17 protein-coding genes are annotated in these 21339 nt (G+C 40.3%); 10 read left to right on the forward strand and 7 right to left on the reverse strand.

Going from position 1 to position 21339, the window contains the following annotated elements; translation table 11 throughout:
• The first annotated feature begins 633 nt into the window (after positions 1–633).
• From WN50_RS11225 to WN50_RS11235, 3 genes are all read left to right on the forward strand, one after another.
• Positions 634–1143 carry a sterol desaturase family protein gene (locus WN50_RS11225; protein ID WP_235440923.1) on the forward strand — a complete coding sequence of 170 codons (510 nt, stop codon included), beginning with the start codon at positions 634–636 and terminating at the stop codon, positions 1141–1143.
• A gap of 299 nt (positions 1144–1442) precedes the next feature.
• Positions 1443–3281, forward strand: a complete 1839-nt coding sequence (locus tag WN50_RS11230; RefSeq protein ID WP_046279485.1) for a WD40 repeat domain-containing serine/threonine-protein kinase — start codon at positions 1443–1445, stop codon at positions 3279–3281.
• A 35-nt stretch (positions 3282–3316) separates the two neighbouring features.
• Positions 3317–3568 carry a DUF4926 domain-containing protein gene (locus WN50_RS11235; RefSeq protein WP_046279486.1) on the forward strand — a complete coding sequence of 84 codons (252 nt, stop codon included), beginning with the start codon at positions 3317–3319 and terminating at the stop codon, positions 3566–3568.
• A 216-nt stretch (positions 3569–3784) separates the two neighbouring features.
• On the opposite strand, the gene WN50_RS11240 is transcribed toward WN50_RS11235, so the two are convergent.
• A complete protein-coding gene (locus tag WN50_RS11240; protein WP_046279487.1) occupies positions 3785–4873 on the reverse strand; it encodes a RuBisCO accumulation factor 1 in 1089 nt (362 codons plus the stop codon).
• Between the two features lie 266 nt (positions 4874–5139).
• Here WN50_RS11240 and WN50_RS11245 point away from each other — a divergent pair, with 266 nt between their 5' ends.
• The 6 genes from WN50_RS11245 (at position 5140) to WN50_RS11270 (ending at position 11423) form a co-directional block, all read left to right on the forward strand.
• Positions 5140–5637, forward strand: a complete 498-nt coding sequence (locus tag WN50_RS11245; protein WP_046279488.1) for a hypothetical protein — start codon at positions 5140–5142, stop codon at positions 5635–5637.
• A 122-nt stretch (positions 5638–5759) separates the two neighbouring features.
• Entirely contained in the window at positions 5760–7067 is a 1308-nt protein-coding gene (locus WN50_RS11250) for a TldD/PmbA family protein (RefSeq protein WP_046279489.1), read from the forward strand.
• A 42-nt stretch (positions 7068–7109) separates the two neighbouring features.
• Entirely contained in the window at positions 7110–7904 is a 795-nt protein-coding gene (locus tag WN50_RS11255) for a DUF3153 domain-containing protein (RefSeq protein WP_046279490.1), read from the forward strand.
• Positions 7905–8080: 176 nt separating this feature from the next.
• Positions 8081–8776: an N-acetylmannosamine-6-phosphate 2-epimerase gene (locus WN50_RS11260; RefSeq protein WP_046279491.1), complete on the forward strand. Its 696-nt coding sequence runs from the start codon at positions 8081–8083 to the stop codon at positions 8774–8776.
• A 352-nt stretch (positions 8777–9128) separates the two neighbouring features.
• Complete coding sequence (gene mrdA, locus WN50_RS11265) at positions 9129–10961, forward strand: penicillin-binding protein 2 (RefSeq protein WP_046279492.1); 1833 nt, start codon at positions 9129–9131, stop codon at positions 10959–10961.
• Positions 10962–11228: 267 nt separating this feature from the next.
• The gene (locus WN50_RS11270; protein ID WP_046279493.1) at positions 11229–11423 is read left to right on the forward strand and encodes a hypothetical protein; all 195 of its coding nucleotides are present in this window, start codon (positions 11229–11231) and stop codon (positions 11421–11423) included.
• Here WN50_RS11270 and WN50_RS11275 read toward each other — a convergent pair.
• Positions 11414–12019, reverse strand: a complete 606-nt coding sequence (locus WN50_RS11275; protein ID WP_046279494.1) for a hypothetical protein — start codon at positions 12017–12019, stop codon at positions 11414–11416. The genes WN50_RS11270 and WN50_RS11275 overlap by 10 nt on opposite strands.
• A gap of 55 nt (positions 12020–12074) precedes the next feature.
• Positions 12075–13724: an ABC1 kinase family protein gene (locus tag WN50_RS11280; RefSeq protein WP_323316660.1), complete on the reverse strand. Its 1650-nt coding sequence runs from the start codon at positions 13722–13724 to the stop codon at positions 12075–12077.
• A gap of 164 nt (positions 13725–13888) precedes the next feature.
• Between WN50_RS11280 and WN50_RS11285 the strand changes: the two genes are divergently transcribed.
• Positions 13889–15085, forward strand: a complete 1197-nt coding sequence (locus WN50_RS11285; protein ID WP_046279496.1) for an FtsW/RodA/SpoVE family cell cycle protein — start codon at positions 13889–13891, stop codon at positions 15083–15085.
• Between the two features lie 5 nt (positions 15086–15090).
• Here the strand turns inward: WN50_RS11285 and WN50_RS11290 are convergent, their stop codons facing one another.
• The 4 genes from WN50_RS11290 to WN50_RS34630 all read right to left on the reverse strand — a co-directional run.
• On the reverse strand, positions 15091–17967 hold the full coding sequence (locus WN50_RS11290; protein ID WP_049559110.1) for a PAS domain S-box protein: 2877 nt from the start codon (positions 17965–17967) through the stop codon (positions 15091–15093).
• A gap of 232 nt (positions 17968–18199) precedes the next feature.
• On the reverse strand, positions 18200–18565 hold the full coding sequence (locus WN50_RS11295) for a DUF2237 family protein (RefSeq protein ID WP_046279497.1): 366 nt from the start codon (positions 18563–18565) through the stop codon (positions 18200–18202).
• 198 nt (positions 18566–18763) lie between these two features.
• Complete coding sequence (locus tag WN50_RS11300; protein ID WP_046279498.1) at positions 18764–19390, reverse strand: hypothetical protein; 627 nt, start codon at positions 19388–19390, stop codon at positions 18764–18766.
• Positions 19391–19895: 505 nt separating this feature from the next.
• Positions 19896–21339, reverse strand: a 1444-nt coding sequence (locus tag WN50_RS34630) for a calcium-binding protein (RefSeq protein WP_049559113.1), incomplete at its 5' end; no start/stop codon positions are given.

The raw sequence follows: 21339 nt of genomic DNA on the forward strand, positions 1-21339 counted from the left end.
CCTGCCAGTTGAGTTATTATAGCATTAGAAAGAGCCTTATATCCCCATACCTGAAGGTAGGGGCTTTACGGCAATTTTTGGTAACAAGAGATTTTCGTTACACAGACAGTCCCCCTCGTTTTTCTAGCGCTGGTGAGGCGTATCCGTACAATATCCGATTTTGGCGTGGCTGTAGGATGAGTTACGCTTCGCTTTTCATTTAAAATAAAAATGCTATATCTGCTAGCCCAAGGGGTCTAGACTGCTCATCTACTGAGCGGGAATGGCTACTGTACTGCACCTTTAGATAGATGAACTTTCTCGCAATAACTGTGATGCTTAAAAAAGAGTTTAATCGCTCTATAGCTAAAGTCCCTTTATTTTATCGCTAATTTTAATGTTATCGTTAATCTTTAAGAATTACTCAAGACTATGAAGCTTTGGTTCTTTTATTTCTTCGCTTTTTTCGCAATTATTTTGATTCGCTACTTTCTGATCGCGGGAGGCACATACTGGTTGTTTTATTCTTTTTTTGGGGGGTTTTTTGGAAAACAATATTCTGATTTTCAGTCCCCCAACAGGGATTTAATTAAAAACGATATTGAACTTTCAATCATCTCGACTTTCGTTTTTTCGGTTTGCACTGCCTTAGTCATGTATATACACGATTCGGGTGCAACGCGCTTGTATTCTTCAATTGATGATTATGGACTATTTTATTTAGTAATCAGTTTCCTCGGTGTGATTTTTTTACAAGATACCTGCTTCTACTTTTTTCATCGAGTATTTCATCATCCTAAATTGTTTCGATGGCTGCATCGCGGTCATCACAGGTCGAATTATCCAACGCCTTGGACATCTTTTGCCCTCGACTTTTTTGAAGCATTGATTCAAGGATTATTTCTAATCGCTGTTGTTTTCATTATCCCCGTTCATTTTATCGTTTTGGGTTTATTACTAACAACGATGACGATTTGGGCTGTCGTTAATCATCTGGGGTTTGAATTATTTCCGGCTTTCCCCAATCATTGGCTAGGAAAATGGCTAATTAGTGCCACCTATCATTCCATTCATCATCGCAATTATCAAATCCATTATGGATTGTATTTTACCTTTTGGGATAGGCTTTTAGGGACTAACGATTTCAAGGAGGAACATCTATAAACCGTAAGTATTAACAATAATTAATTCCAAACCCCCTTTTATATCTTCTTATTTAACACTCCCCTCGTCTAACCCCCCCTTTTCAAGCACAGGGGAGAGGTGGAGAGAGGTTGGGGGAGAGGTAACAATAAAGGTTTACGTTTGAGGTGAAGTTGAGAGTAGTGGATAAAAACCCGGTTTCTCAAAGAAACCGGGTTTTTCAGATGGAGGTTAATTAGAAGAGAGGTAACAATAAAGGTTTACGTTTGGGGTGAACTTGAGAGAAAATAGAGATAAGATCCTCAACTATCTCACACCGTATGACCTGCTGTTTAAACCCCTACTGTCCTAAACCCGACAACCCCGACGGAAACCGTTATTGTCAAACTTGTGGCACCGAATTAATTCCCATTTTGAGAAGTCATTATCGGGTGATAAAACTATTAGGCGAAGGGGGTTTTGGTCGAACCTATCTCGCCGAAGATATTGATAAATTGAATGAATATTGTGTGGTCAAACAATTCACCGCAAACGTTCAGGGAACCGGGGCGTTAAACAAAGCGACACAACTGTTTGAACAGGAAGCCCGACAACTTCAGCAACTCGGCAAACATCCCCAAATTCCCACATTATACGCCTATTTTGAGGAAGGAAAACAGTTATTTTTAGTTCAGGAATATATCGAAGGCGAGACGTTATCACAGTTAGTTGAAAAGCGGGAAGTTTGGAAGGAATCACAAGTTAAACAACTGTTAGAGAATTTATTACCCGTTTTGAAATTTGTTCACGAACAAAAGGTCATTCATCGAGATATCAAGCCGGATAATATTATTCAACGTCGGGGCGATGAATGTTTTGTGTTAATTGATTTTGGGGTTGCCAAACAGTTATCAACAACAGTTTTCCAAACAAAAATGGGGACTCGTATTGGTTCCGATGGTTATGCTTCTATCGAACAAATGCAAGACGGGGAAGCTTATCCGGCGAGTGATTTATTTAGTTTGGGGGTAACTTGTTTTTATCTGTTGACTCAAGTTCATCCCTATGATTTGTTCTTAGAAGAAGGTTATGGCTGGACTCGCAACTGGGAACAACATCTCAAGCAATCTATTAGTCAGGAATTAAAGCAAATTGTAACTAAGTTACTGCAAAAAGATGTTCAGCAACGTTATCAGTCTGTTTCTGATATTTTAACAGCTTTGCGATCGCATTCTACAAAAAGTTCTCAAATTCCTCAATCTTCTCAAACTGTTACTTCACCTATTTCTTGGAAAAATGCAACCTGTATTAAAACTTTAACAGGACATTCAAATCATGTTAGGTCTGTTGCTTTCAGCCCCGATGGTCGAATGTTAGCCAGTGGAAGTGAGGACAATACTATCAAACTCTGGGATGTCGAAACTCGAGCGACAATTGCGACTTTAAAAGGACATTTACATTGGGTGAATTCTGTCGCATTTAGCCCAGATGGTCGTATTTTAGCGAGTGGGAGTGAGGACAAAACTATCAAATTGTGGAATGTAAAAACTCACAGGGAAATTGCTACTTTAAAAGGACATTCAGATTGGGTGAGGTCTGTAGCATTTAGCCCAGATGGTCTAATTTTAGCGACTGGAAGTAAAGACAAAACTATTCGCCTGTGGAATGTGAAAACTCAAACTGAAATTACCACATTAAAAGGAGATTCAGATTCTTTCTGGTCTGTAGCATTTAGCCCCGATGGTCGGATGTTAGCGAGTGGAAGTTCTGACAAAACTGTAAAATTATGGGGTATAGCAAATCCTCGTGTAATTACCACATTAAAAGGACATTCAAATTGGATCAGGTTTGTAGCATTTAGCCCAGATGGTCTAATTTTAGCCAGTGGAAGTAAAGACAAAACTATTCGCCTGTGGAATGTGAAAACTCAAACTGAAATTACCACATTAAAAGGAGATTCAGATGCTTTCTGGTCTGTAGCATTTAGCCCCGATGGTCGCACGTTAGCGAGTGGAAGTTCGGACAAAACTGTTAAACTGTGGGATGTGAAAACTCAAACTGAAATTGCTACTTTAAAAGGACATTCAGATTGGGTGAGGTCTGTTGCATTTAGCCCCGATGGTCGCACGTTAGCGAGTGGAAGTTCTGACAAAACGATTAAATTGTGGCGACCTGGGTAGGTGGGGATTTTGTAAATAAAACAGAATTAAGAACCATGACTCAAAATACTATTAAATTGCTCGATATTATTGCTCTAACGGTCGATATTCCCGAATATAACTTGTTGCGAGGTCAAGTGGGTACTGTCGTTGAAATATTGGCTGATGGTAGCGCTTTTGAGGTAGAATTTAGCGATCGCAATGGATACACTTATGAGTCAGTTGGTTTACGTCCAGAACAAATCATGGTATTACATTTTGAGCCAATATCACCCAATTCTACATCAGAAAAAGTTACATTAAATTAATATCTTGAAACGCTCCTCTCGCCACCTCTCACTACCCTCTCCTACCTCTCCCTAACCCTCTCCTACGAGGAGAGGGAAAAGGTGTCCCGTCGGGGACTATTTATTAATCGAGAGGGACAATTGTATCTCCCCCAACCCCCCGATCTTCGGCAGGGCTGTTTAAGGGGGATTTAGGGGGATATTTCCCAAAGGGGAATATAATCAGGGAGAGGTTAATTAATCCTCAAATTGCATTAAATTCCCAATTTGACTTTCATCTAACACCTTTTTCGGACGCATAATTAAAATTAATTGTCCTAACAGTGATAAATTGGGATCTTCTTCAAACCACTGTAATTCCAGTTTATTATCCTGTTCAACTAAAAAATAACGATCCGCTTCCCACTGCCGTTGTGAACGATCAATAACGACTAAAACAGGTTCAACTTTTCCCGGTAAAGGACTCGGTAAAGTGTCGCTTTTCCCAATAATAACAACCGGATCTTCTGCCTTCGTAATCACCTGCCAACCCGGAAGCGGTATCCACGCCCCAGAACCCTCAAATTTAACCATGCGAAACGGTTCAAACTCATCAGTTATTGGCACTGCTTTTAAATCTTCTACAGTTAACGGAAATTCACCGACAACCGGAAGAATACGCGGTAAATCTTCATCTGATTCTAACCGATAAACAGGTAAACGAGGGGCGGGATGAGTGGAAACAACGGAAAAATCAGTTAATAGTTTTTCAATGTGTTGTCGGGCGTCGGGAGAATTAGCAAATCTTAACCCTTTGGCAATTAAACGCGATCGCTGTTGAAGATCGCTATGTTGTCGCGCAGCTTTCCAACATTGATAGGCGATCGCATCACCGGGATGTCGCGTAAAACCTTCGGGTAAACGACTCACACGGGAGAGATCTTTGATCGCTTTGGCGAGATCTTTGGCATCATCCGCGTCAATATTTTGGGATATCGTAAATTCTGCCGCTTCTATTCGTTCCGGTTGCGTTAAAATGCGAAATTCATAGAGAATATCACTTCCTTTTTGCATAAAATGCGATCGCACCCGTTCGGAAGCGCCGCCTGTTACCAAAGAGTTGTATACTTGAGAAGCGACAATCACCTGATTTTGCTGAATCGGTTCAAACCCCGTTTCTTCAAACAGGTTTTGGGAATTGTAGCCCGATTTTTGTAGCGTCGCACAGGCTTGTCCCCAGTCTACCCAAGTTCCTTCTTTGCGACGGAGTAATTGGACTAATTCTTCTACATTCCCGGTTTCATTCGACGGTTGTGGGTTGGGGTTGTCTTGCGGTGTTCCAGTCATAACGTTCAAAATCCAGTTAGAGTTTAGCCTACACTATAATTTGTGATTTAATATTTAAGTGGAAGGCAACGGGGTAATTCGGGTTGAGTCAAAATCTAGTTAGATTTCTCACACTTTACTCAGTTTACCTGAAAAGGGAAACTTCAGCTCATCTGAGACATTTTGACGTTTTCTCTGTCGGAAATTTTGCTCAGTCTGCTCAATCGTTTTTCTTTTTTCCGTCTAAAAATCGTTAAACTTAGTCTATCTACAATTCTAATCCTCTCATGAATTCTAAAGTCTTACTCAAAGAAATCTATAAAAAAGTTCCCATGTACCGTTTATTTAATCGCTTATGGGTTCATCCTCATCAGATTAAAGGTTATGGAGTCGCTGATATTGAATGTGATTATCCGCAATGGGGGCCAGGGGAGGATTATCAACAATGGTTTGATCAAAAAATGGAAACGTTTCAAGTGCAAACTCTCTCCCCGGAAAATAGTAATAATCCAGAAAATCATATTGAGTTGGTGAGAGTTTTGATTTTACTTTGTGATCCGGTTGTCGAACTGAATTTTAAGCGGTATATTGATGCAAGTTTAGATTCGGATGATCAGTTTTTTGTGCCGATGCGGTTAGCGACTGAATCTTCTTTGAAAACCTTAGAACCCTCGGAAGGATTGGAAATTCATGTTCTCGCTGAAAAAACTCAAAAGGAGATTCTTTATCCTGATGAAATTTTAGCTGAGATTAATGAAACTCTGTGGACAAAAAGTTGGGAATAAAGAAGAGAGTCAGGGCGGGTTTCTTGAAGTTGTTTGTGAAAAACCTCAATCTGAGTGGAATTCGCCCCGACAGCAACATGATCCTTTAAAATAAAAACAACAAACCTATCAACAGTAATTTTATGGTAAACTCAATTGTCGAACAACTCTTAGAACAAACCCGTCAAAAAGTAGAGGCGGCTGAGGTGTATTTTCTCTCGTCTCAAGATACACCGATAGAGTTTGAAAATAATCGCCTAAAATCCCTACAAACGAAAGCCAAACAAGGCGTTGCTTTACGAGTCATTCATAACGGAAAGTTAGGGTTTGCGAGTTCAACAGATTTAACTCGACTGGATGACTTAATTGATGCAGCCATTCAAACCGCAGAAATTGGTGATCCCGTAGACTTTGAACTCGCTGCAAATTATCATCAATCTAGCCCCAAAACCTCTTATATTCCCCCAACGACTCAAGACTTAGTAGAATTAGGTCACTCGTTAATCGAAAAAGTTCACAACTATAATTCAGAAATTCTCGTTAATGTTGGCTTTCATGTTCGGACTCAACAGGTACAAATTGCCACAAATCAAGATGTTTTTGCGGAACAATCGAGTCAAATTGTCACCGGAAGTTTGGGCGGAAATCTCGTCAGGGGAGAAGATTTTCTCGAAATCTCTAGTTTTGATATTGCCAGAGATCGTTCTCTAGATAGCGATCGCCTGTTATCAGAATTGATTGAAAAATACCGTCTCGCTGAACAAAAAGCAACCATTTCTAGCGGATCTTTTCCTGTTTTATTTACTCCCAGGGCGGTGGCGATGGTGTTGGGGCGTTTATTTAAAACGGTATTATCCGGTCAGGCGGTTGTGCAGAAATCCTCACCTTTGAGTGATAAACTGGGTCAAACCCTATTTGATCCTCGTTTCACGTTGTATGAAGATCCCAAATTTGGGCCTTCGGCTTGTGAGTTTGACGATGAAGGAACCCCCACCACTCAAAAAATATTGATTGACAAAGGCACTGTTCAAGGGTTTTACTGGGATAGACAGTGGGCAGTTAGAGGTCAAGTTGAACCAACCGGAAATGGGTTTCGCGGTGGGTTATCGCGTCCGGGGCCTTCTTTAGTGAATCTTTGTATAAGTCCGGGAAGCACTTCTACAGAAGATTTAATTGCGAGTATCGATGAAGGATTAATTGTTGATCAAGTGTTGGGGGCGGGTCAGTCGAATCAATTGGCGGGAGAATTTTCAGTTAATTTAGATTTAGGATATAAAGTCGAAAACGGTAAAATTGTCGGCCGTTTAAAGAATACAATGGTAGCAGGTAACATTTTTGAAGCGTTTAAACAGTTAGGGGATTTAAGCGATCGCCCTGAATGGGTAGGTGGCGGATCAAATGTTCCCAGTATGCTATTTAAACAGTTGGGAGTCGCCGCCCGAAAGTCTTAAAACCGTTCAAATGTTTCTGATTCAGTATCTACAGTTAAAACCATGAAAACGATCCGAACCCTATTAATCGTTTTTCTCACGTCTTTATTGCTGAGTGGCTGTGTTCAGTATGATGTTGGGATAGATTTTAATAGCCAAACCCACGGAACTATTCAGCAAAAAATACAGCTATCTGAACGTTTAACGGGCTTTAGCCGTGAGGTTGTCAATGAGTGGGTACGCAGTCTCAGACGTAGAGTTAGAGAGGTTCAGGGGCGAACCCAGCAAGTTTCAGAACGGGGAATTTTAGTGACGATTCCGTTTAATAATGGGGCGGATTTAGAAAAGAAATTTGAACAGTTTTTTAATCCCATTGACCTGAGTAAAAAGCCAAGATATCAAGATCAACTCGACAATAATTTACCTCAATTTTCATCCAATTTAGATTTAACCCAAAATAACTTTATTTTTGTTTTGCGGAATCATTTAAGTTTAGAACTCGATTTGCGATCGCTCGCTTTACTGACAACCAATCAACAGGTTTTAATTAATTCAGGAGACTTGCTAGAGTTACAATTTAGTTTAAATACCCCTTGGGGCGCTAAACTCATAGAATCTGATGCCATTAACCCGGAAACAGCAAAACCCTTAACGGTGACATCCAAACAAAACGGTCAACTTGTTTGGACATTAAAATCTGGTGAAGTCAACCACTTAGAAGCCGTTTTTTGGATACCCAGTCCAGTCGGAATCGGTGCCGCAATTATTGTATTATTGACCTATTTGGGTTATGCTTTAAAATACACGCTGTTACCGAAAATAACTGTGAGCAAAAAGACAGTTCAAGCAGAAGTTTAACCCTCATTGGACAACAGCAAGCGAAAAATATTGTAGGGGCGCTGCTGCTTGCGTCCTTTACGGGTACAAATTCCCCAAAATTTAAGAAATATAAAATTTACTAAAAAGATTAAACCGTTAATAATAAATAGCAGTTAAATTAGATAAGATAAGCAACATCACTGGATTCAGCAAAGATGGCCTATGAGAAAAATCTTATTCCCCCTCAATCTTTAATTGTTTCCTGTCAGGCGCCAGTTGACTCCCCTTTGCATCATCCTATTGTGATTGCAGCGATGGCGAAAGCGGCTATAAACCAAGGCGCAGTCGGAGTGCGAGTCGATACACCCAATCACGTCAAAGCGGTGCGAGAAGCGATAACACAGCCGATAATTGGACTGTGGAAACAACAGATTCCTGGCTTTGAAGTTTATATTACACCTCGGTTTGCAGATGCAGTTGCGATCGCCGAGGCGGGAGCTGATATCATAGCCATAGATGGGACCTTAAGAAACCGTCCCAACGGAGAAACCCTCAAAACCCTGATTCCGAAAATTCAGCAAGAATTAGGTAAACAGGTAATGGCAGATATAGACACTTTAGAAGCAGCAATTGAAGCCGCTTCATCAGGTGCAGATTTTGTCGGGACGACCCTTTATAGTTATACAAAAGCAACTGAAAATCTGTCTCCTCCTGGCTTTGATCTCCTCGAAAAGATGGTGCAGAAACTCGAAGTTCCGGTGATTTGTGAAGGCGGTATTTCTTCACCCGAACAAGCAAAAAAAGCAATCAAATTAGGTGCGACTGCGGTGGTTGTGGGGACGGCTATTACGGGAATAGATATTCAAGTCAAAAATTATCAAACTGCATTATTAACACAATCTAGGGGGTGAGAAGATTCGGATCACGAAGCAGTCTAGAACGGCTCAAAAATTGAGCAATCATTGAGGAACTTTAACGCAGAGTTCAACGTCCTTAAAACTATCAATCACCGAAACCAAAGATGAATAACCCTACGGATTTCTCTGAATCAGAAAAGAAGGGTTATTGAATCAATTACTCTTCATCTCGCTTTCAAAAGTAGGTTCACCGCGATGAGTTTCGCAACTCATTGATGGTTTTCTCAACAAGAAACCCCTCGTACTTTCTGTTAGATTTTCAACAGTAACTCAAAAATTCATCGTCTTATCCGGATTTTCACCTCCCTTCATCGGGAATAAGAAATAATACACTAATCTAATTCCTATGACTACGGAAACCTTATTTGACTATCAACCCAAGTATGTAACAAAAGCAGACGATGTGCAGGATTCCACCGTCAGACGTTCCCGTTTGCACAAAGGGATTATTCTGCTATTGGTAATTAGTGGTTTGATGAGTGTGTATACCCTTCAACTTGCTAAACTGCAAATTGTTCAAGGAGAATATAATCGACTTTGGGCTGAAACGAATCGTCTGCGTTTGTCACCTGTTCCGGCTAAACGAGGAGAAATTCTTGATCGCAAAGGAGAAATACTCGCCACCAGTCGTCTGTCTCGTTCCGTTTATTTGTGGCCGCAAGAACAATCCCCCGAACAATGGAAAAAAACCGCTAATCAGTTAAGCGGAATTATCAAAATTCCTGAGACTCAAATCTTAGAACAACTCGAAAAAGCGGGATATAATTCTCGGCTTCCCGTGCGAATTTATCAAGATATTAGCCCTTCAATGTTCGTCAGTCTTGCTGAAGAAATGGGCAAATCTAGAGGCATTGAAATTCGTGGTGAGTCCAGGCGTAACTATCCCAATAATAATTTAGCCTCTCATCTATTAGGATACATTGGAGAAGCCACCCTCGATGAACTCAAAGCCAACCCCAATTATCCGATGGGGATGATAGTCGGGAAATCAGGCGTTGAAAGTAAAGCGAATTCTGACTTAGAAGGGGCTTGGGGAAATCGCTTAGTCGAAGTCGATGCGCGAGGAAATGAAATTCAAGAATTAGGCTTACAATCTCCTGTTTCTGGAAAACCTGTTCAACTGACTCTCGATTACAAATTACAGAAAATTGCGGAAGAACAATTAGGTAACAGACGGGGTGCCGTTGTGGCAATTGATGTCAGAACCGGGGCTGTTTTAGTGATGGCAAGTAGTCCAAATTATGACCCGAATCAGTTTACTCGTCAGTTAACAACGAAAGAATGGAATCAATTGCAAGGGGGAGAAAATCCACTTCTTAATCGTGCGGTACAAGGATATCCTGTGGGCAGTACCTTTAAAGTTGTTACTGCGATCGCGGGGATGGAATCTGGGAAGTTTAAACCCAATTCTACATTGATGACTTCGGCGGCACTTCGAGTCGGTAATATTTCCTTCCACGAACATAATAAATCGGGTTATGGAGTGATTGGATTTAGAAAGGCGTTAGCCGTGAGTAGCAACACCTTTTTCTATCAAGTGGGGATGAAAGCAGGCCCCGAACAAATTTCTAAATGGGGTCGAGAATTAGGGATTGGCGGTTCAATTAATTTAGATCTTTTAGGACTAGATGGCGCCAATCATGGTCAACTTCCAACCCCTGCGGAGAAAGAAAAAAATTACGGTGAACCTTGGTATTTAGGGGATACAGTTTCGATGTCAATTGGTCAAGGGTTAGTGTTAGTCACGCCGTTAGAATTGGCGGTGATGACTTCAACCGTTGCCAATGGCGGATGGCGAGTTCAACCTCATTTATTAGCCTCTCAAACGAATACAAAGGAAACTCAACGAGTGAAAACAGCGATTTCTCCCGCTACTCTAAATGTTGTTCGTCAGGGGTTAATTGATGTGGTGAAAGAAGGAACGGGACGACGTTTAAATGATGGTACGATTCCGTTAACGGGCGGTAAAACAGGTACAGTAGAAATGCCAGGAAAACCCGATAATTCCATGTATATTGCTTTTGGGCCAGCAGATAAACCGGAAATTGCGATCGCCGTTGCGGTAGAAGCGGGGGGTTATGGTTCGGTGTCGGCTGCACCCATCGCCCATGAGATTTTTAAAGGCTATTTCGGCCCACCCAAACCTAAAGCACCCGCCGCGAAAAAACAGAAGAAATAGTCGATTATTTCATCCCTAGAGGTCAACCCAAAAACCCGGTTTCCTAAGAGTGATATCATCTCCGATTAATCAATGATCATTGTGTAGGGGCGGGTTCTGCCCAGATTTTTGTTTCCTGTTCAAGAATTTAAATAAACCCGCCCTTCCCCCATAACAGAATTGAGCAACCGGACAGGGTATGACCGGGTTTTTAATCCTAATTATCTTTTGAGTGAATTTATGTTATGCTGAGAAAGTCGTCATTAGATAAAACCAAGCCTTCTCTGAATGTTTAATGTTGAAATCGATTCCCAACTTGCCCTATTTTTATTGTTTTTTCATTGTCTGATTGGCGGAATTGCTGCACTGATTGCCAAACAAAAAGGTCGCCGTTTCAATCGATGGTTAATATTAGGATTGATTGGCGGTACACCGATATTTTTTACAGCACTTTGGATTAAACCTAAAGAATATCAAACTTGATGCTGTGCCATGTTGAACAAAATACCGAGAATCTTATCAACCTCGCTGATATAATAAGAATCGCGGTCAATATAAGCAGTCTTCTCAACCCACTTTAAAAACTTCCATTCATCCCCCGTTGTTACTGCCCCATAAATACAAGGCAAGCTTATATTTTCTTGCTGATTGTAAACATCAGCCGCGTACATTTCAGCAATACATTGTCCCAGACAGGATACAATATTCTCGTTTTTAGCCTCAACAATGGCAATCACAGGTTTTTCTAAATAGAATTGTTCTGCTGAAGCGCTCAAAATATAGTCACAAAATCCAGTGAGTCCCCGATCTTTATCTACATTAAAATCAATCCCTGAAAACAGACTAATCCGATCTGAAAGCCTCTCTTTGATTTCGAGCAGAATATTAATGATGATCAACTCTGATCGCGCTTTTTCGGTATTAATAGCCAGGGCTAGCGGAACATTTCGTTGTAAGGTTTGTTGTAAATAATCGCTCAGTTTCAATGGGATAGCATCACTAAATAGAGAGAAGTTTTCAATCGTTTGCAGACCGAATTCTGACTTGACTTTCTTGAGGGTAAATTCACTGTATGCCATGTTAATTTTCCCGATCTGATGGTTGAAGTTCCCCTAATTTATGAGCGTATCAATACTATTTTAAACGACCGGAACGTAAAATACTCACAATCAGCCATAATCCAAAGAAACTCGCAACCCCAAACAAAGCATTTGTTAAAATAGTAAGTTGAGGAGTTTGTGCGCCTGTAGTGACAATTGCCGCTCCAATAATCAGGGCTGCAACAACAATACTAAATGAAAGTCGATTAGCAGAATCATCTAAACTACGACGCAGGGGATCTAACTCACTCAGGGTTATATTCCATTTGAGCGTTTCAGAGGTGACTCGATCTAATAACTGTTCGACTTGACGAGGAGACTGCAAAGATAAACTTTTCATATCCAATGCAGTTCTTAATAACGTTTCCATCGGATTTTCTCCCAACAATTGACGTTGAAATAAATCCGTCATTAACGGCTTAATTTCTTCCAACAAATTCAACTGCGGATCGAAAGATCGGGCTACTCCTTCTAAATTTGCTAACGTTTTAGAATACAATCCTAAACTGCTGGGAAGTTTGATTTTATTATGACGAGCCAAGGCTAAAATCTCATAAAACACCTCAGAAAACTTGATTTCAGACAAACTCAAGTTATAATACTTTCGCAACATTTTTGCATAGTCACTTTCCAGCTTGGCTAAACTGGGAGGACGGGCAGACTCAGCAATTTTCATCGTTAATTGAGTACAGCGTTGAGCATCGAGATCGACAATCGCTAAGAGCAATTCCGTTAAAATTTGTTGACTCCGGGGATCAAGACGACCCACCATTCCACAGTCTAGTAAAGCGACTCGACCATCGGTTAGATAAAATAAATTACCCGGATGAGGATCAGCATGAAAGAAACCATCAATATAAAATTGTTTGAAGAAAGCGCGACAAACGAGGGTACTAATTGCTTGGCGTTCGGCCGTAGCATCTCCGTTGTAATTTTGACCGTCTACTTTTGCCGTTAAAATCGGTTTTCCATTCAACCACTCTAACACCAATAACTTCGCTGTTGTCATCTCCCAATAGACTTTGGGAACCATGATTTTTGTCGGGTCAAACCAACGACTTTCAGATAAATTGGTTCGCAGTTGATCCGTATGTATCGCTTCCTTTCTAAAGTCTAATTCGGCTCTCAACGCATTGCCAAATTCTTCAGCCAAGGCAACAATATCATAATCTTCGCCGAAGTCCGTTAAAGCAACTAATTCTCCCAAACCTTTGAGAACAGAAATATCTTGTTCGATAATCCGATCAATACCCGGACGTTGAACTTTCAGAGCGACTTCTTGACCACTTTTCAGGGTAGCACGATAGGTTTGAGCAATAGAACCTGCGGCGACAGCCTCAGTGTTAATTTGAGCAAATACATTTTCTAATGGCTGTTTTAACTCTCCCCACAGTAAAGCTTCCATTTCTACCCAAGGGACAGGCGGAACTTGAGCTTGTAGAGTGGAGAGGGTTTCAATGTAGTCGGCGGGTAAAATATCAGGACGGGTGCTGAGTAATTGTCCTAACTTGACATAAACCGGGCCTAACTCGATTAAAATATTGCGAAGGACCGCAGGTGTTGGTAAATTGGGTTCATCGGCTTTGCCACCTGTCAGCAAGCCGCGCATATAGTCCCAACCGTTGCGGAACACAACTTCAACAATTTGGGCTTGGCGAGAACTGTTTTGAGCAAGGTTAGAGATCACGATGCCTTTCCAAATTGGGTTTATTCTTCGTATTGTAATCGTTTGTAAATAAGATAGACAGAAGCGCTTTTTTATGCTAACTCCTACTCAGGGGGTAATCTCGCAGAGTGTCAAATCCTCGCTACAGCAAATTTTGTCATTGTTAAGCTAAACCGACTCCCATGAACTGGCGATATCTGATTCCCTTTTTTGATCCCACTGTCGAACATTGGTCAATGGAAGCCCGCCTCTTACGGTGGTTAACGTTTCTTTGGCTGAGTGTCGGGTTGGTGGTGGTTTTTTCGGCTTCCTATCCGATTGCGAATGCTGAACATGGAGATGGATTGTATTACTTCAAAAGACAGGTCATCTGGACGCTGGTCGGAATGGTAGGATTTAATATCATTGTCAGAACTCCCATTTATTCAGTCTTAAAAACGGCGCGTGTTGGTCTTTTTAGCGTTCTCGGGTTGCTGGTTCTGACCTTAATTCCGGGTTTAGGAACTTCAATTAATGGGGCGACGCGCTGGATTTCTCTGGGTCCTTTGCTGTTACAACCGTCTGAGTTGATGAAGCCTTTTTTAGTCTTACAAGGTTCTCACTTTTTTTCGGATTGGAATCGCCTCACTTGGAAAGTTCGACTCACTTGGTTAGGCATTTTTTCAATTGTTTTATTAAGCATTTTAATTCAACCTAACCTCAGTACAACAGCTTTATCTGGTATAACGTTGTGGTTGATTGCCTTGGCGGCTGGACTCCCTCTAATTTATTTAGGAGGAACGGCTTTAGGAGGGATACTTTTAGCAACCATTAGTGTCAGTTTTAAAGAGTATCAACGACGTCGGATTTTGTCTTTTCTCAATCCTTGGGCTGACCCGATGAATGATGGCTATCAATTAATTCAAAGTTTGCTGGCTGTCGGGTCAGGTGGAGTTTGGGGAACGGGGTTAGGATTATCACAGCAAAAGCTGTTTTATTTACCCATTCAATATAGTGATTTTATCTTTGCCGTTTATGCTGAGGAATTTGGATTTATTGGCGGTCTTCTCTTATTTTTGCTGTTGGCAGTTTATGCTACAATTGCCTTGAGAGTGGCTTTAAATGCTCGTCAAATTGAACATCAATTAATCGCTGTTGGCGTGATGGTGGTGATGGTGGGTCAGTCGATTTTAAATATTGCTGTGGCGACGGGGGCGTTACCGACTACGGGTTTACCTTTACCGCTATTTAGTTATGGTGGAAGTTCAATGATCGCGAGTTTAGCTTTGGCTGGATTATTGATTCGAGTCGCTCGAGAAAGTAATCAAGCTGAAATCATTTCCTTAGAAAAGCCGCCCTCTGAAACTCGAAAAAGGCGATTACCTTCTCGAAGAAATTAAGCGTTTTAAAATCGAGATTTGTACTTTAATTGAGCAAAAATTAATTCAAAAGAGGTACCCTGACTAAAGTTTCGGTTCAGGGTTGCTCTCAATTGTTTAGATAAAATCTGCACTAACTTGAGTCCTAATGAAGTTAAATTTTCCCAGTCGAGATTAGAAGAAATTCCCACCCCATTATCTTGAACTTTCAGGTGAAGTTTTTGTTCTAAATCTTTATACAATTCTACATAAACTTCTCCAGATCGACCATGAGGAAAAGCGTGTTTTAAAGAATTGGTAATTAATTCATTAATCAACAGCCCACAAGGAATAGCAGTTTCTAAATTAATTTTAATGGGTTCTACATCAACGATTGATTTAACTAAACCTTGAGTATCGCCCAATGAGAAAAAGAGATTATCGACTAAACGATGAATATAATCACCAAAATTGACTTGTCCTAAGTCCGTTGATTGATAGAGTTGCTCGTGAATTAATGCCATACTTTGAATGCGGGTTTGACTATCAGAAAAGAAAGCTAATAATCTTTCATCTTGAACTAAATCTGATTGTAAATCGAGTAAATTTGAGATAATATAAAGATTGTTTTTAACCCGGTGATGAATTTCGCGTAATAAGACTTCTTTTTCTTTTAATGAAGCTTGCATTTGTTCTTCAGCTTGTTTGCGTTCGCTAATATCACGGACAAAGCAAAAGTTAAACTCTTGTTTTCCGAATATGAGATGATTAGCGGTAATTTCAACCGGAAAAATACGACCACTTGCTGTGCAATGCAAACTTTCAAATGTCATTGAACCCTGAGCTTTGATTTTCTGCCAATGTTCTGACCACATTTCTAACGGAAACTCCGGATCAATATCGTGAACCGTCATTTTTAAAAGGTCTTCTCGAGAAAATTCTAAAGACTGACAAGCCGCTTCATTGACATATAAAATCTCAGCATTTTTAGCAATCCAAAATACCGCATCAATGGATCTATCTACTCCAAATTGAGTTAATTGTAATGTTTCTTCAACCCGTTGACGTTCTAAGGCGCTGACAAAAATCTCTCCAATTAATTTGAGTATATTAATACTAGCTTCACTCCAGGTTTTGCGATAACAAACTGCATCGAATCCGACGAACCCAAACAGTTGACTGCGAGAAACCATCGGAACACAGAGAATAGATTGAAGAGACTGTTTCATCCAGGTGTTTTTTTCCAAAATTGCAGCGTCAGGAAGATCAGCAATATTAGGAATATTTAGCACTTCAAATCGCTTCAGTTTTTCCAGTAAGTACGGAAAGCATTCAACCGCAATATTCTGTAAGCAGTGTCGCTGAGGTGAAATATTGCTTGCACACCATTCGTGAGTATTACTCATATAGATGCCATCTTCAGAGAGTAAAAATAAATAACTCCGATCAACTCCCATAAACTCACCGATTCGCTGCAAAGCCCCTTGAATTCCGCTCTCAATTTCATCAGCATTGAGATTGATAAATTGTGTGGAAATACTGGTAACAAGTTGTTCAAGTTCGACTCGATGTTGAAGTGTCTTTTCAGCTTTTTTGCGTTCAGTGATATCTTCTGCTATTCCAGCAACCCGATAAATTTCTCCGGCTTCATTGCGAATCGGAAAAGAGCGATCGCGAATCCAGCGAATTTCACCATCAGGTCGAATAATTCGATATTCTAAATCTTGATGGGATTGAAACTTTTGAGTCATTTTTGTTAAAGCAGACTCACGATCTCCTGGATGAATCGCTTCCCCAAGATAAGATAGAGGTTTATGATATAATTCTTGGCAAGAACGACCCCAAATTTTTTCATAGGCGGGAGAAACGTAAATCGTTTGTTGTTGATGAGGATCGATCATCCAAAAAATGCTTTCAATATTTTCTGCAAGTTGACGAAATCGTTCTTCACTCTGTCTCAATGCAGTTTCCGCTCTAGCGCGATCGCGAGTTTCGATAGCCAAAGATGTGATATAAGCTAAATAGGCTGCAAAATTTTGTTCTTCTAGCTGCCAAGTTCGCGGTTTTCCAATATGTTCTAAGCACAAAATTCCCACTGTTTTACCCCCTGAACAAATCGGAACATCTAACATTGATGTAATCCCCAAAGGGAGTAGATAAGAGTGAGACAATTCCTGAGTTCGAGGATCAGTGGCAGCATTTTCAACCGCTATCAGTTGTTCGTTTTCTATCGCTTTAAAATAAGTGGAATACTGGGAAATATAAATTTCTTGACCCTGAGAATGTTGGCTCAGTAACAGTTCATACAAGTTAGAACAAGTAATTTTAGAGCATTCCTGATTATAAAACCAAATTCCCGCTCGGCTAATATTTAACGTATGAGCCGCAATTTGAGTGATCGTTTGCAGTGCAGCTTGTAGATTTCCATTCTGTATTTCTGGACATTGGAACAATTCCATCATTACAACTTGTTGAAATTGCAAATGCACTTTACGCAGTTCTCGTTCTCTGTGAGCTTTCTTGCGCTGGCTAATATCTGAACCGATCAGTAAAATTCGTGTTTGTCCGTCTAAATCGATTTGTTCTCCAAACAGTTCTACATCAATAATTTTTCCAGATTTTGTACACCATTTAATTTCCTGATTAGCGATTCTTTGATGTTGTTTTAACTGTTGAATAATTTGAGTGCGTTCTTCAAGATTATTCCAAAGTTTTAGCTCAAGACTCGTTCGACCAATGATTTCTGATTTAGAATAACCAATAAGCCGAATAAAACTTTCATTGACATCAATTATTGTTCCATCATCAGGACTGCTAATTTTGATAGCTAACGGCAGATTTTGAAATGCTTTTTTAAATTTTTCTTCTGACAATTGCAGTTCTTTCGTTCTTTGCTCTATCCCAATTTCTAATTTTTCATTCATCTGTTATAATTGCTGAAAATTTTATCTTATAGTAAATGTTTTGCTTGACAACACAAAGCGAGAGACTGATGATTATTTAAATCTGGCTATTCAGTAAAATTGGCTGCACAGAAGAGTTCAAAATAAAAGACTAGCAGAACATGATCCTTGTGCTAAATTTTCTCTAAAAAACATGACATATGAGAAAACTTTACGTTCTACTGAGTCTTAAAATCAATGTTTATTCTGCCCTTTAAACATCAAGTGCATGAGCTTTTAGTTCTTCTAAAGTAACATACTCTAATGCGAGGACATGAGTTGATTTTAAGCGTACAGGTGGAGCAACTCCTGCGTCTAGAGCTTCTTTCCAGCGTTGAGCGCACAGACACCAGCAATCACCCGCTCTTAAACCGGGAAAATTAAATAACGGATTGGGCGTCATCAAATCATTTCCTCGACTGCGGGAAAACTCCAAAAATTCTGACGTGACTTGAGCGCAAATAACATGAGCCCCTAAATCACCCGAACCTGTATTACACACTCCATCTCGATAAAACCCCGTCATCGGAGAGGTACAACACACTTCGAGTTCATTCCCTAATACATTCGTTGCAGACATAACCTCATTCTGGAAATAGAATTGCTTTTAGCAGTTTAACACTGACTAAAAATCTTGCAGAGTTATCCATCAATTTTGATGAGGTTAGCTTTATTGAGCTTACAATCTTGTATAATACCAAATTTAAAGGACTTACAGATCAGAAAGTTGTTGAGGATTTCTGATGTATAAGCCCTACAAATCGGAGTATTTTTGAATTTAGGAACTTGGCGTGAGTTGAGGAAGAGATTTGCCCAGAGCCAAGTATTGCGGTGTCATCTCAGTTTCTAGCATAAACTGGCCCTGTTGACCGTAGGCTTCTATTAAAGCTTGATGAGCCAGTTCAGCCATGACTTGAAACTCCTCAATCGCTTGAGAGTAAGCACTTTCAGTTTGTTTAACGCTTTGGGCTACTCGTTCTAAACGTTTAATGGCTTGAGCAGCTTCGAGTTTGCGTTGGTTGAGTTGCGGTTCGAGTTGCTTGAGTTCCTCTTGTTTCAAAGCTAAAGTTTGCTTGGATTGCTGCAACTGTTTGACTCGATCTTTTTCACCTTTGATAGACTGAAAATGGAGTTGTAAACGCTCCTCTAACGGCATCAGTCTGTGAGGGGGTTGAAAAATTGAAGGCGTTTCCAGTTGAGAGATTGTATCTGTTAATTGTTGGATTTCAATCTGGAGTTGGGAGAACTGATCTGAGAGATTAGATTGAGATTGCACAGTTTCAGATGTTGAATAAACATCAGAGGAAACGAGGGTTAATGCCTTTTGATTCAGGGGTTGAGACTTGACAGCCATAATTAAAGTTTGTTCGTCTTTTGATCGGTTTTCAACGATGCCCCCTGACATTCAGGATAATTCTTCTCTATTGTCTACGGGCGCTTTGACGTGATGCACTCTCAAAACTATCCTGAACAATCGGGAATGATTCCTGTTCAAAATCAAAACGTCTATAAATTTTGTTCCAGAACTCAAACTGTCACAATTCTGGAAGTGGGAAAAGCTTCTACCAAATGTTTGTTTATAGTTTAGCACTATAACAAACTGTAACAATTATAAGATCATCTTTGATTAAAATCAAGGTTTTTTAGTGATCAGTTTTTGTCAACTTTGGCACTCGGTCAACCTAGATTTATACTCATCAAGGCATTGGACTGAAGTCGGGACTGAGGGCATGAGGAAAAGTTAATTAACTGCTATTGTTAGCGGGCTTAGACCCAGTGGAACAGGGACAAATTCGACAAAGCGATCGCTCCGGGGACTTGATTGTTTATTGAAAATTAGCCCTAAAATAAAGTGGGCATCTCTTGACACCCACTTACTGATTTTAACAGAAGATATTCCCTAAATTTTGCTAGATAATAATCAAGTCATCAGCTAACAGTTCAGTGATTCCTGTTACACCTTGAAGTTGAGCAATAATCTGGGAATTATCACCGATGAGATTATTACCATCTCCATCATAAATCAGATAAGTATCGCTACCATCATCAAACGCAAATATTCCCGCTTCCCCTTCAGTTAGGATATTCGTTGAAATATCAGTTTGAACAGTAGTAACAATGTTGATAGTTGTACCAAACTCCAGTTTAATTTGATCACCACCCGTTGAACCCAAACCCTCAAAATCAGTAATCACATCAAACTGACCTAAACCAATTTGAGTATTAATTGCATCCGTCGAACTCGCATTAAAAGGTAATCCTCCGCCATCTTCAGAACTCACATAACGGAATAAATCCCTTCCGCTACCTCCGGTTAGGTTATCTACTCCAAGACCTCCCGTAATACTATCATTTCCAAGACCTCCAATCAGGTTATCGTTATCGTTATCTCCGCTTAGAGTATCGTTTCCTTCTAGACCGTCTAAAATGTCATTTCCACCTAAACCATTGAGGTTATCGCTGAGAGTTCCTCCTGTGAAAGTTTGAGGATTGTCACTCGAAAAGTTTTGTATATTCACTCCAACCCGACCAGTATCTATTCCACCCCGACCATCGCTAACTGTGTATGTAAACTGATCAAATCCAGTCGTTGTGATCCGAACATATTCTATAACGGAACCATCGGTTGTTACATTATTAGCACCTGAACCCGTTACCGAAGATACTGTTAAAGGATCACCATCAGGATCACTGTCATTTGCTAGAACATCAATGATGAATGGATCTCTGTTATTCGTAATGAAAGTACCCTCATCATTAGCAATAGGAGGACGGTTAAACTCTAAAACGCTTGTTGCAGTATTGCTGTTAAGTTCGCCATCATTGACAACAAATTGAACTGTGCGATCGCTTAAATCTGGTTCGGGATCTACATTAGTGTAAATGACTCGTCCAAGCAGCGTTTCATACTGTGCTAAAGTTGCACTTCCGGTAATATTGAGAACATTAGTGGAAGTATTATAATTAGCATCCACTCCCCCAGGTAATCCACTAACAGATAAACCCTCATTGACGCCATCTGGAGGATTAACTAACGTCACTGTTGCTGACGCAATATTTGTATTATCGGGGTCAACAACACTGGTATTTCCAACATTAACAACGGCTGTACCTGTTCCGCCAGTGGTAAAAATGCTAGCGTAATCAGTACCCGTTGTAGTCGTGTCTACATCCAATACAGGCGGGTCGTTAACAGCAATAATATCAATGCTTGAAGTCGCCGTATTGCTATTAAGTTCACCATCATTGACAAACACTTGAATGGTGCGGGTTGTCGTGTTGGGATTTTGGGAGAGGTTGTTGTAAACCACTTGACCTATGGCTGTTTGATACTCCTCTAACGTTGCAGATCCG

Source organism: Limnoraphis robusta CS-951 (assembly GCF_000972705.2).